8 protein-coding genes and 1 tRNA gene are annotated in these 12,631 nt (G+C 62.2%); 2 read left to right on the top strand and 7 right to left on the bottom strand.

Annotated elements, in window-relative coordinates:
- Positions 1–31 precede the first annotated feature (31 nt).
- The 3 genes from ABD937_RS06965 to ABD937_RS06955 form a co-directional block, all read right to left on the bottom strand.
- Entirely contained in the window at positions 32–2,101 is a 2,070-nt protein-coding gene (locus tag ABD937_RS06965) for a T9SS type A sorting domain-containing protein (protein WP_345254574.1), read from the bottom strand.
- 268 nt (positions 2,102–2,369) lie between these two features.
- A complete protein-coding gene (locus tag ABD937_RS06960) occupies positions 2,370–3,638 on the bottom strand; it encodes a cation:proton antiporter (RefSeq protein WP_345254572.1) in 1,269 nt (422 codons plus the stop codon).
- Between the two features lie 267 nt (positions 3,639–3,905).
- Positions 3,906–3,979: transfer RNA gene (locus ABD937_RS06955), tRNA-Met, on the bottom strand.
- Positions 3,980–4,083: 104 nt separating this feature from the next.
- Here ABD937_RS06955 and ABD937_RS06950 point away from each other — a divergent pair.
- Together ABD937_RS06950 and ABD937_RS06945 are read left to right on the top strand one after the other, a co-directional pair.
- Positions 4,084–4,701 (top strand): GNAT family N-acetyltransferase, encoded by a 618-nt coding sequence (locus ABD937_RS06950; RefSeq protein WP_345254570.1) that lies wholly within the window; start codon positions 4,084–4,086, stop codon positions 4,699–4,701.
- Positions 4,702–4,801: 100 nt separating this feature from the next.
- Positions 4,802–5,503 (top strand): SDR family oxidoreductase, encoded by a 702-nt coding sequence (locus ABD937_RS06945; RefSeq protein WP_345254569.1) that lies wholly within the window; start codon positions 4,802–4,804, stop codon positions 5,501–5,503.
- A gap of 78 nt (positions 5,504–5,581) precedes the next feature.
- On the opposite strand, the gene ABD937_RS06940 is transcribed toward ABD937_RS06945, so the two are convergent.
- The 4 genes from ABD937_RS06940 to ABD937_RS06925 form a co-directional block, all read right to left on the bottom strand.
- Positions 5,582–6,871, bottom strand: coding sequence for a glycoside hydrolase family 2 TIM barrel-domain containing protein (locus tag ABD937_RS06940; RefSeq protein WP_345254567.1), 1,290 nt, complete (start codon positions 6,869–6,871; stop codon positions 5,582–5,584).
- A gap of 396 nt (positions 6,872–7,267) precedes the next feature.
- On the bottom strand, positions 7,268–7,471 hold the full coding sequence (locus ABD937_RS06935) for a VF530 family protein (protein ID WP_425185805.1): 204 nt from the start codon (positions 7,469–7,471) through the stop codon (positions 7,268–7,270).
- Positions 7,472–7,678: 207 nt separating this feature from the next.
- Entirely contained in the window at positions 7,679–9,010 is a 1,332-nt protein-coding gene (locus ABD937_RS06930; RefSeq protein WP_345254563.1) for a DEAD/DEAH box helicase, read from the bottom strand.
- A 243-nt stretch (positions 9,011–9,253) separates the two neighbouring features.
- Positions 9,254–12,430 carry an efflux RND transporter permease subunit gene (locus ABD937_RS06925; RefSeq protein ID WP_345254561.1) on the bottom strand — a complete coding sequence of 1,059 codons (3,177 nt, stop codon included), beginning with the start codon at positions 12,428–12,430 and terminating at the stop codon, positions 9,254–9,256.
- Positions 12,431–12,631 lie beyond the last annotated feature (201 nt).

Raw genomic sequence — 12,631 nt, 5'->3', positions numbered from 1 at the left:
GGGCCTAGCGTATCGCTACCCTTCGCTCCCGTTACAATTTTATAAGCTGCCGCTGCACGCTGCGCCCCGTGCGGGCATCGCGCAGCACGAGGATGTAGGTACCGGACGCGAGCCCGCCGACATCGAGTGTAGCCGTGTTGCCCGTAAAGGAAATGGAGCGGCCGGTAGCAGCGCCCACCTTGCTGATCAGCGTGGCGCTCAATTGCCCGCTGTGGCGGCCGGTGAACCGGATCCGGACCTCCGTGCGTGCCGGGTTGGGGCTCAGCGAGAGGTTGGCGGCATCGAAGGCCGCCGGATCCACGGGCCGCAGGTCGTTGAGGGCCGTGGCTACGCCGGCGATAACAGTCAGCGGGAAGGCCAGCGTGTCGCTTTGCGTGCCCTCGAGCAACGGGTGGGCATAGCCCACGGGCACCGTATAATTACCGGTCAGCGACGGCGTGTAGGAGCTGTCGCTCAGGAAGGTGTACCAGGTCCGTCCGTTGATGATCACGGAATCGGCAGGAACGGGATTGCTGACGGTATTGTCGGTTACGGGGCTCAGGCCGGGCACTGCGCTGGCGCGCCAGGTGATGCTGCCCAGGCGCAGCGGCGATTGCAGCGCAAAGCGGAAGGCCTCACCGGCTCGGACCGTGGTGTTGGTGGTGACCGTACCGGTGGCCGTGCGGAGCGCGGATTGGGCGTCGAGGTTACGCACGAGCATCCCGACGTTATAGCCGTAGCTCTCGGCAGAGCCCAGGCCATAGGTCAGTGCCGTGAAGGCGGAGTCGGATTGTATTTGTACGGATGCCTGCGCGGCCGTCCAGCCCTTGATCGCCACCTTGTAACCGGGGAGGCGCGGGTGGTCGTAGCTGTGGTCAAGGGCCGCGCTGCCGTCGATGCGCAGCGAGGCGAGCCCGGCGGCGGGAAGAATGACGGTTACATAATTGGCGGCGATGGCCTGGCTGTTGTTGCGGAAAAACCGGGCCGATCGGATGCCCTGGTCGAGAGGTGTCAGGAAGATCATCTCCGGGTCGCCGACGGAGCCTGCGTTGCAGGCCGATCCGCCCGACATGAACTGGCCCACCATGACCGGCTGATCGGATTCGATCAGCTCGGGTTGGTTGCTGGTGAAGCTGTACCAGCCGGTGGGGCTGGTGGGGGTCAGGATCGTTCCGTTGCGCCGCACCGTGGTGTTGGGCCAGCGCGGCACGATCTTGTAAACGCTCGTCTGGGAACTGGCAGGCAGTAGCGTAGAGGCGGTGGCGGCCGAGAAGGGAGCGGTAAGGTAACGGGTGCCCCAGGCGTTTGCGGGCAGCGATTGCTGGATGTCGTTGTCGCGGCCGGAGGTGGCGCCGCAGGCCGTTTCGCCCTGGGTGCGCGAGCTGCCCGAGAATACTGCGATCGGATGCCTTGCCCCGAGGCTGTTGGTGACCGAGCGCACGGTGCTGCCGGTGAGCTGTCCGCCGTTGCCGGACGCATCGGCCTGCCCGAGCAGCTGGTAGATCTCGCCCTTATTGAGCGTTACGGTAAAGGTCTGGCCGGCAGGCTTGCCCAGCCGGGTGGCCACCGAGGGCATGATCTGTACCACGGTGCTGTCTTCCTTCGCCACTACGTACAACCACGAAAAAGCCGGGCCGCCGGCGTTCACCTGCTCGCTGTTCATCGAGGTATACGAATAGCTCCAGGCGTCCGACGGCAGCAGCAGCGTGGCGCCCGACGACACCGTGGCGTAGATATGGGCATAGGCCACGATGGGCACATCGCTCTGGATGCGGATCGAGCGCGCGAATATTCCTTCGCCACCGTTGCCGCCAAAGGCCACCGGGGGCGACACGAGCCGGGCATCGGTGCTTCCCTGTTTCGGGATCGCAGCCGTTGTGATCGTGCTGTTGGCCGGAATGCTGTAATTCAGGACAGACGTGGTGCTGGCGCCCTTGATGGTAACCGTAACGTTGGCCGCCTGCTCGGCGCTGAGGTACAGCACCATTTCCTGGCTGTTGTTCTGACCGGGCTCCATGTACTGGTGGTGGCCGTAACCGACCCAGAAGTCCCGGCCCCGGTTGGAAAGCTGCTGGGCGCGGGCCGGGAGCGAGCCGGCCATCAAAGCGGCAGCCAGCAGCATGCCCGGAGCTAGTATGCGACGGAAAGGTTTTGGTAGCATTTGCGTTGTGGGTGTTTGGTGGAGAAGGCGCCCGTGCAATGCCGTATTCCTACAACCGAGCCTCATAAAGGTGGGTCAAAAAAACCGAACGGGCAAAATGATACGACCGCCGCGGCCCTGTTGGAGCAATGGGGCGAATACCGGTACCCACAGGGAGCGCCTCAGCCGCAACGGGAGGACCAGGCCCGCCCGAAACACGGCCGGCGGATCATTGCCCCGGTCGCCGGCGTCAGGCCTTTGCGGCGGGTTCCGGCGGCGATTCCAGTTGAGCGTCATGGAACTTGATCACCATGCGGCTCATCACCGATGTTGCCGTGAGGCCATGCACGATGATGGAAAGCAACACAGTGAACCCGGTTACGGCCCACAGCTGCCCGCGTTCGGCGAAGGTGGCTTCCATCACCGCGAAGGCCAGGTAATAGAACGAGCCGATGCCCTTGATGCCGAAGAATCCGATGGTCAGCTTTTCCTTCCAGTGCATGCCGGTACCCCAGAGGCTGAGTGCGCCGATGACCGGCCGCAGTACCAGCACGAACGAGATCGCGGCGCCCGCGAGCGGCCAGGTCAGGTCCTCCAGCAATCCCGCCACGAGGCTGCCGCCGAACAGCAGCAGCACGATGCACACGAGGAGGCGCTCGATCTGGTCGGTGAACGCATGCAGGGTCTTGTGCATCTTGTGGTGCCGCTCCACGCCCCGCAGGGTAACGGCGGTCACGAACACGGCAATGAACCCGTAGCCGTGCGCGGCCTCCGTGATGCCGTATACCAGCAAGGTGCAGCACAACGCAACGAATCCATCCCGCACCTTCGCGCCATCCACCATTTCGGGCAACCGGAAAAACAGCCAGCCGAGGATCCGGCCCAACAGCCAGCCCAGCAACACGCCCGCCGCCAGTTTATAGAGCAGCTCGTACTGCAGCCATCCGGTCCAGCCCTTTTCTTCCAGCCCGCCGGTCGCCATCAGTACGGCCAGCCAGGTGAACGGGAAGGCGGTACCATCGTTCATGCCCGCTTCGGCCGTCAGGGCCACCTTGGAGTGCGTATGGTCGCCTTCGCCGGGCGCGCCTACCTGCACATCGGCGGCCAGCACCGGGTCGGTGGGGGCCAGCACGGCGCCCAGCAACAGGGCAGCCGCCGGGGAAAAGCCCAGCCAATAGTAGCCCACCGCCGCCACCGCCGCTATCGACAGCAGCATGGTGATGCTGACCAACCGGAGGGGGACCTTCCAGTTGCGGAAGGAGAACGGGCGGTCGATCTTCAGCCCCGAGCCCATGAGCGAGATGATGACCACGATCTCGGTGAGGCGGAGCGTTGCCTTGTTGTAGGCGATCGGGTCGGGCAAAGGAAGGAAGCCGCTGAGCGTTGAGTAGATGAGTGCCCCCAGGGCCACGTACAGGATGCTGTACGAGATCTTGGTGGCCTTGGTAAACGCAGGCATCCAGGCCATGCCCAGGGCAGCAAGGCCAACCACGATGAGGATCAGGATATAGGGGTTCAAAGATGCGTTTGTGCTCCTGTCCGCAACAACTATGCCCCCGGGGTATGGTTCGGCCAGCCTGGCTGCCGGCAGCATCGCCCGCTGCGGCGGATAGCAACAGAAAATACAGGCCCGGTACGAATGGCCTGGCTTTGTTTTTTTTCGATATGAGGGCCAGGGTACGGGTTCCCGGGCCGACCCGAGCGGTGGTACCGACGGTGCTGCCGGGATCTGAATCCGAGGCAGCTCTTTGAAAGTAAAAGCCCCGACGAAGGTGTCAGGGCTTTGTACCGAGGAGCAGACTTGAACTGCCGACCTTCGGGTTATGAATCCGATGCTCTAACCAGCTGAGCTACCTCGGCAACTGTCCGCCAGAACGTTAGCCGTAGCGGAAAGGGCTGCAAAAATAAGGATTGCCGCCATTCCGGAAAAACAAATTTTGCCGCCTTTGGGCTACTTTGCGCCCATGAAGGCCCCCGAAGTCCTGATCCGCCCTGCCACACCCGCCGATGCCGCCGCCTGCCTCGCCATCTACCGCCCCTATATCGAGGATACCGCCATCACGTTCGAAGCCGACGTGCCGTCCGTTGCCGAATTTGCCGCCCGCATCGAACGCTGCCTCGCCACCTATCCCTGGCTGGTGTGCGTGGTCGACGGGCAGGTAGCCGGGTACGCCTACGCCGCGCCCTACAACGAGCGCGCCGCCTACCAATGGGCCGCCCTCTGCTCCATCTACCTGCACGACGCCTTCCATGGCAAAGGCATCGCCCGCCCGCTCTATGCCGCCCTCTTCGACCTCCTGCGCGTCCAGGGCTTTCGCTCCCTCTTCGCCCTCATCACGCTGCCCAACGACCCGAGCGTGCGCCTCCACGAGCGGCTTGGCTTCCTGCCCTTTACGGTGTTCGAGCACATCGGCTACAAGCTCGGCGCCTGGCAGCGCGTGGGCTGGTGGCGCCTCGACCTTGCCGACTTCCCTGCCGACCCACCCCTGCCCCTCCCCTTCCCGGAGCTGGACAGCGCCGATGTCGGACTGATACTCGCCGCAGCCATCATCAAGACCGAAGTAGCCCTGGGACGTCGCTAGCCGCCGTTCGGGGGCATGAGCTGCCCGACGCCGCCCGACCTGGCTGGCCCGCCCCTAGCTTTGCCCCGGCCCTCCGGGCATCACCAAAAAACAGGAAACCATGAACAACAAAGTAGCCTATATCACCGGTGGCAGTAAAGGCATCGGCCTCGGCATCGCCCAATCCCTGCTCGATGCGGGCATGAAAGTCGCCTTCACCAGCCGCAGCCAGGAAGCCGCCGACGAAGCGGCCCGTACGCTCGGCAACCCGGAGCGGGTGCTGGCCCTGCAATCCGACGTAAGCTCGCTCGCATCCGAGCAGGCCGCCATCAGGGCCGTTACGGAGCGCTTCGGCTCGCTCGACGTGCTCGTAGCCAATGCCGGCGTAGGCCATTTCGCGCCCATCGACAGCCTTTCCGAAGAGCAGTGGCACGAAACGATCGACACCAACCTCACGGGTGTCTTCAACAGCGTGAAGGCAGGCGTGGAGGGATTGAAGGCTTCAAAAGGCTATATCATCACCATCGCCTCGCTCGCCGGAGCCAACTTCTTCGAAAATGGGGCGGCCTACAATGCCAGCAAGTTCGGACTCGTCGGCTTCACACAGGCCATCATGCTCGACCTGCGCAAGCACGGCATCAAGGTCACCACCATCATGCCGGGCTCCGTGGCCACGCATTTCAACAACCACACACCGAACGAGGCCGACGCCTGGAAGATCCAGCCGGAAGACATCGGGCAAATGGTGGTCGACCTGCTCAACATGAACCCGCGCACGCTACCCAGCAAGATCGAGGTGCGCCCGGCGCAGGTGAGCAAGTAACGCTCCGATACCGCTGCTTACGCACAGAACAAAGCCCTCCGATCCGAGGGCTTTTTTCTGTGCGTATTGTCGCTACGTTCATCGACCAGCGGGCTGACCTCCGTCCTGTACAAAGAACGGAATATTGGCCGTCGCCACCTTGTTCTTTCCATCCGATGCGTACACGAACACGCGGTAGGCCCCCGGCTTCGTGGGCACCGTCAGCAGCACGGCTCCCGGGTGCTGGATCCGGAAGGGCGAAGCCGTCGCCTTCGGGCGGTCTTCATGATCGCCGCCCTCGCTCACCTTCACCACTTCGGGCAGCAGCTCCCAACGGTACTGCAGCCGGTCGCCGTCTGGGTCGGTGGCGGCGGCTTGCACGCGGTAGGCCTGCCCCGGCTTCAGGTAGATGCTTTCGTCGGCGCGGCGGCCGTCGAGCTCCATCGAAAAGAGGTGCGGCGCGTGGTTGCGCGGCCAGCGGCCGCTCCAGAGATACTGCATAGCGTCGGTCACCTCGGTCTCCTCTCCTTTCTCGGTAAAGAGTCCGTACCACGTGGGCGTCCGCTCCTGCTTCTGTCCCCAGAGAAATACATAGGAGCCAAGACACTTTGCGCGGTCGCTGGCGATCCCGTATAAATACCGGCTACGGTATACCGCAGCCTTCTCGGAACTCGTTTCCTCGATCGGCTGTTTCCAGGCCGTCTGCAGGCACTCCCAGTGCCCGGTGGGTCCCCATTCGGTTACGAGGTAGGCGCCGGTCCACCCAACGCGGGCGATGGTCTCGGGCAGCGAAGCAAGCTCGCCATAGGCATTGATGGAAAGCAGGTCGATGTCGGTACAGCGCTCCTTCACATAGTCGGCCACGGGCTTCGAAATACCGGCCAGCACCGTGGTGGTGGGATGATTCGGGTCGAGGGCGTGGATCATCTTCGAGATGTCGTTCACCGCGTTCCACACTTTAGGGTTCGTGTACTGGAGGTTGAGCTCGTTGCCGATGCCCCAGGCCAGCAGCGCGGGATGGTCCTTGTACTGCAGCACTTCTCCGCGCAGCCGCTCGAGCTGTTTCCGTACGGCGGCGGTATCGTTATAGTCGAAGCCGTGCCGCTCACGAGCAACGTCGAGACCGAGCAGCACCGTGAGGCCGTACTTCTGTGCCGAGTCGAGCACCTGCCGCGCTCCGCGGGTGCCCCAGGTGCGGATGGAGTTGCCGCCATAGGCCTTGATGCGACCGGGATAAGCGGAGCCGCCGGCGCCTTTCACGTAATAGGGCTGGCCATCGCGAAGCAAGCTGTATGAACCTTTGTTTTGCCGCACGGTTACTTTAACGGGGCCCTGGGCACAGGCGGAAGTGGCGAGACCAAGCAGGAGACAGAGCGGAAATAACTTCATAGTCGGAGATTAGGGCGAACCACAAATATCGGGGTGGACGCGGGCATCCTGGAGGATAGATCGCATGCTCCTATTTACCGCCGCAAGCGGCTGGCATTCGTAAAAGCGGGACGCGGGTTTCATTCCGCCGTTGGCGCGACAGGCTGCCGAGAGGCCAAGACGCAAAGGCGCAGGTCATAGAGGTTTAGGATCGACAACGGTATTCGCTGTGTCGTTGTACCGCCGTGTGCTTTATTCCTGACGCAGGTAGGAACCTGCCTTGGCGTACCCGCACCTTTGCGCCTCTGCGTGAAACCCGCGTCCACCTGTAAAAAAGCAAGGCCGCTTGCGGCCGCCAGGAAGGAAAGCTGCGAAGTGCCGCCGTATCTGCGCCTGCACTTCCTGCCGCAGGCAGGATCACAAACTCCGGACATAGAGTTCCTCCACCTTCGTGCGCGCCCAGGGCGTCTTGCGCAGAAAGGTCAGGCTAGACTTGATGCTGGGGTCCTTTTTGAAACAGTTGACGTTGATACGCGCCGCCAGGCCTTCCCAGCCATAGGTGGCCACGAGGTGCTCGAGGATGACCTGTAGGGTCTTGCCGTGAAGGGGATCGTTGGACATGGAATTCAAAAGTAAAAAGTAAAAATTCAAAAAGGTTTCTCCGGGATCTTTCCTATGGCCGGTTACCTTCAATCAGGCTGCATATGCTCTGAACGATAGCGCTGGGCGAACATCCGGATGAGCTCATCGCGCCGAACGCGTTGCCACAGAAGAAATGTAAGTGCCGAAAACATGCCGCACCAAAGCTTTTGAATGTTGCCTTTTGAGTTACCGCTTCTTCTTCGCCCCGCGCTTGATCGGCTTCCCGTATTTCTGCATCATCCGGTCCTTGCGCGAGATCACTTTGTTCACCTTCTGGTTCTTGGCCGATTTCTCGTGGAAGGCAGCGCCGCCCTCTTCTTTCTTTTTCGGTGCCGCCGACAGCTCCTTCATATACACCTTCGGTTGCTCTTCGTCGGTGAGCACCTCGGAGATTTCGAGTCCTTCCGGCAGGGCCAGCAACTGAAGCGGGCCGCCCAGGAAGGCCTCGAGCGCCGAGCGGGTTTCTGCATCGCGCCCGGTAACGAAGGTGAGCGCGGTTCCGCGCTCCTCGGCGCGGCCCGTGCGGCCGATGCGGTGGATGTAGTGTTCCGGCAGCTCCGGCAGGTCGAAGTTGACCACGTGCGTAACCCCCGTGATGTCGATACCGCGGGCCACGATGTCGGTAGCGATCAGCACGCGGTAGGTGCCGTCCTTAAAGCGCGCCACGGTATTGAAGCGGTGGTTCTGCTCCTTGTTGGAATGTATGAGGCCCACGGTGCCGGGAAACTCCGGCTCGATGAGCTCGTGCAGCGTATCGGCCATCTTGCGGGAGGCAGTGAACACCACCACGCGCTCCATCGATTCGTCCTCCTTCAGCAATAGCTTCAACAGGTTCACCTTCGTATGGAAATTGGGCACTTCGTAGGCCCGCTGTGTCACCTGCTCCACGGGCGTGCCTGCGGGCGCGGCCTCTACGCGCTTCAACTCGCCGAAATACTCATCGAAGAGTGCTTCCACCTCTTCGATAAGGGTGGCGGAAAAGAGCAGGTTTTGCCGGCGGGGCGGCAGCAGGTCGAGGATGTTCTTCAGCTGCGCGCGAAACCCGAGGTGCAGCATCTCGTCTACCTCGTCGATCACCAGCTTTCTGACCGAACGCACCTTGAAGGCGCCGGCCATCGCCAGGTCGAAAAAGCGGCCGGGCGTGGCCACGAGCACGTCGTAGCCCTGCTCCAGCTGGAGTTTCTGGGTGTTGATATTGACGCCACCCCAGATGCCCATCACTGTGGCGCCGAGGTAGGTGCACAACTGCTGCACTTCCTCCGTCACCTGCAGTACGAGTTCGCGTGTGGGCACCAGCACCAGGATCTGTGGGTCGCGCAGCTTATCGTATTTCCACTGGTTGAGCAGCGGCAGCAGGTAGGCGATCGTCTTGCCCGTACCGGTCTGTGCAATGCCGCACACGTCGGCACCGCTCATCACCACGGAAAACACTTTTGCCTGGATGGGCGTGGGCTGCGTAAAGCCACGCTCTTCGAGGGCGCGCAGGAGGCGCTTGTCGAGCTTTAGGTCCTGGAACATATCGGCGGTGAAGATAGTTTGAAGTTTGCTGTTTGCCGTTTGTTGTTCCGGCAGCCGCCCTGACTGCGCAAGAACAGGGATGGCGCGGATCTTATGGACAAATACGGATCAGTACCCGGGAAGATCCGTGCCATCCGCGCTCTTTCTCTAAATGCGAAGCGGGAAGCTTTCGCTCCCCGCTCCGGTGTTCTTCATCTATCAGCAACGCCTTCCGGATCATAGCCATTCATAGGAAGCGGTTTGTTATACATGCGAAGGATCGAGTTCCCGCTCATGGATCGGGTGCGGCGTATAGTCTTCCACCATCAACTGGCTGATCGGCCGGGGCTTCCTGCCGCGGTTGACCTTCGTGATCAGCTTGTCGAAGATGGCGTACATCACCGGCACCACTACCAGCGTCAGGAAGAGCGACGACACCAGGCCGCCGATGATGACCCAGGCCAGGCCGTTCTTCCACTCGGCACCCGCGCCGGAGGCCAGCGCGATGGGCAACATACCGATCACCATCGCGATCGTCGTCATCAGGATCGGGCGCAGGCGCGCGTGGTTGGCGTCGATGAGCGCATCGTAGGTAGAGGCGCCCTCCGCCTTCCGCTGGTTGGTGAAGTCCACGAGGATGATCGCGTTCTTGGCTACGAGGCCGATCAGCATGATGAGGCCGAGGATGGTGAAGATGTTGAGCGAGTTGTTCGTCAGCGCCAGCGCCAGGAAGGCGCCCACGATGGCGAGCGGGATCGAGAACAGCACCACCAGCGGGTACACGAAGGAGTTGTACAGCGCCACCAGGATGAGGTACACGAGCGTGATGGCCGCCAACAGCGCGATGCCCATCGAGCCGAAGCCCTCCGACTGGTTCTCCATATCGCCGCCCCACACCCAGCGTACGCCGGTGGGCGCTTTCAGGTCCTGGAACTTGGTTTGCCACTCGGCGGCGATGGAGCCCGTGGGGCGGCCCACCGACTGCGCCTGCACCGTTACCGAGGCGCTCTTATCGCGGCGGTCGAGCTGGCTCGGGCCGGAGCCTTCCTTGATCGTAGCGAACTGCGAGAGGCGGATTGCCTGCCCCCCATTGTTGATGAACTGCAAATTGCCCACGTCCTCCGCGCTCTGGCGGTTGAAGGAGCCGTAGCGCACATTGATGTCGTACTCGTTCTCGCCCTGGCGGAACTTGCCGTTCGTATTTCCACTGAAGGCCGTCTGCATGGTGGCACCCACCGTAGAGAGGTTGAGGCCGAGGGCCGCCATCTTATCGCGGTCCACCTGCACGCTCACTTCAGGGTTTCCCGTTTCCACGGAGAGGCGCATCTCGGTGGCGCCGGCCACGGTGCGGAGCTGGTCCATCGCGGCATTCGCGAACACCATGGCACTATCAAGGTCGGGAGCCGTGACGATGAGGGCGATCGGTGCCTGCTCGGCCGAGCCGAGGATCGATACGGGAACCGTCTTCACCTTGGCGCCCACCAGCAGGGGCTCGAGTTCCCGCTTCACCTTAGCGGCATATACATAGGAGTCGTCGGTACGTTTCTGCTTCGCTACGAGCTGCACGCCGATCTCCGCTTTATACGGCGTCGACTGGCTCGCGCCCATACCGTCGCTCGACTGGCCCACGGTGGTGATGAGGCGCGTTACTTCCGGCTTTTGCTGCAAGTATTTCTCGGCGGTCTGCACCAGGGCGTTGGTGCGTTCGATGGACGCATCCTTCGGAAGCTCCACCTGCACGAGGAACTCGCCGCGGTCGCTCTTCGCAAAGAACTCGGCACCTACGAAGCCGGCGCCTACGAGCCAGAACGAAGCCACCAGCAGGCCGAATACGAGGGCCAGCGTCGTCTTCTTGTGCGCGAGCGACCACTTCAGCAGGCCCGTTACCCAATTGGTAAAGCGGTTCAGCCCGCGCTCAAACGATACGATGATGCGGCCGAAGAAGGTCTTGCCGGTGATCTTCTCAAGGCGGCCGAAGCGCGAGGAGAGCCAGGGCACGATCGTGAACGACGACAGCAGCGAAAGCAGCGTGGCGATGGACACCGTCACACAGAACTGCTTCAGGATATCAGCCGCAAGCCCGGTGGAAAGCGCGATCGGGATGAACACCACTACGATGACGAGGGTGATGGAGGTCACCGTGAAGCCGATCTCCTTCGTAGCGTCGTAGGCCGCGCGCACGCGGTTCTTGCCCATCTCCATGTGCCGGTAGATGTTCTCGAGTACTACGATGGCATCGTCAACAAGGATACCCACCACCAGCGAGAGACCGAGCAGCGACATCAGGTTGAGCGTATACCCGAGCAGGCTCATCCCGATAAAGGTGGCGATGAGCGAGGCCGGGATGGCCACCATCACGATAAGCGCGTTGCGGATCGAATGCAGGAAGAACAGCATCACGAAGGCTACGAGCACGATGGCGAGGATCAGGTCATGGATCACGGCGTCGGCCGACTGCAGCGTATAGGTGGAGGCGTCGTTGGCCACGGTGAGCGTGAGGCCGCTTTTGGCATAGTCCTGCTGCAGCTTCAGCAGCTCGGCGCGCATCTGCTCGCTCACGGCCACGCCGTTGGCGTCCGACTGCTTGATCACCTGCAGCGCGATGGAGGCCTGCTGGTTCACGCGGGCGATCTTCTCCACATCCTTGGAAGCATCCTGCACGTCGGCCACGTCGATGAGGCGCACCTGCGCTCCAGCCGGCGTCGTGGCCACCACGAGGTTGCGCAGCTCGTCCACCGTGCGGAACTTACCCGACAGGCGGATGAGGATGTCGCGGTCGCGGGTTTGCAGCGAGCCGGTAGGGAAGTCGAGGTTGGAGGAAAGCACCGCCTGCTGCACCTGCAGGAGCGTGAGGCCGTAGCCCTGGAGCCGGTTCGCGTCGATCGACACCTGGATCTCGCGCTCCTGGCCGCCCACGAGGTTCACCTGGGCCACGCCCTGCACCCGCGACATCGTGGGCGCCACGCGCTGGTCGATGAGGTCGTAGAAGGCAGCCTCATCCAGCTTCGCCATGGCCGAGATGGTCATCACCGGCAGGTCGTCGAGCGAGAATTTATTGAGCGTAGGCGGGTCGAGGTCTTCGGGCAGGTCCTTGAGGATGCCGTTTACGCGGCGCTGCGCATCGTTGAGGGCATAGTCCACGTCGGAGCCGCTCTTGAGCGTGATGGTCACGATCGAGACGCTTTCAAAGGAGCGGGCCTCGAGCTTCTTGATGTTTTCCATCGCCGATACCGCTTCTTCCACCTTCTTGGTCACGGTGTTCTCCACCTCGGAGGGCGAGGCGCCGGGGTATACCGACACCACCGACACCACGGAGGGTGAGAACTTGGGCAGCAGCTCGTAGCCGAGCGAGGTATAGCTCAGGACGCCACCCAGTATTAATACGACAAAGAGTACGATCACCAGCGTAGGCCGCTTGATCGATAGTTCTGCAATTTTCATTTCTTTCCGTTTTAGTGCTATTGCGTTGCCCTCGACGCCGTAGGGCATCATTGCGAGCGCAGCGTCCCGAGATTCGGGACATCACCTGCGTTACGCAGACTGTTAGAAGACTAATGCGATCTCTGTGCTCAGATCACACACGATTTCGAGCATTGCGCGCTTTCCGGAGTTTGCTTTGCTGCGCTCGCAATGACGCTTCGC

It is taken from the genome of Flaviaestuariibacter amylovorans (assembly GCF_039541815.1).
Lineage (GTDB): Bacteria > Bacteroidota > Bacteroidia > Chitinophagales > Chitinophagaceae > Flavisolibacter > Flavisolibacter amylovorans.
This window is presented reverse-complemented; position numbering and strand designations above follow the sequence as displayed.

What these genes read in the sequence shown, in the direction of transcription:
- ABD937_RS06925 (WP_345254561.1), bottom strand. Translation starts at nt 12,430, where the DNA reads ATGAAAATTGCAGAACTATCGATCAAGCGGCCTACGCTGGTGATCGTA.
- ABD937_RS06945 (WP_345254569.1), top strand. Translation starts at nt 4,802, where the DNA reads ATGAACAACAAAGTAGCCTATATCACCGGTGGCAGTAAAGGCATCGGC.
- ABD937_RS06940 (WP_345254567.1), bottom strand. Translation starts at nt 6,871, where the DNA reads ATGAAGTTATTTCCGCTCTGTCTCCTGCTTGGTCTCGCCACTTCCGCC.
- ABD937_RS06965 (WP_345254574.1), bottom strand. Translation starts at nt 2,101, where the DNA reads ATGCTGCTGGCTGCCGCTTTGATGGCCGGCTCGCTCCCGGCCCGCGCC.
- ABD937_RS06935 (WP_425185805.1), bottom strand. Translation starts at nt 7,471, where the DNA reads ATGTCCAACGATCCCCTTCACGGCAAGACCCTACAGGTCATCCTCGAG.
- ABD937_RS06950 (WP_345254570.1), top strand. Translation starts at nt 4,084, where the DNA reads ATGAAGGCCCCCGAAGTCCTGATCCGCCCTGCCACACCCGCCGATGCC.
- ABD937_RS06930 (WP_345254563.1), bottom strand. Translation starts at nt 9,010, where the DNA reads ATGTTCCAGGACCTAAAGCTCGACAAGCGCCTCCTGCGCGCCCTCGAA.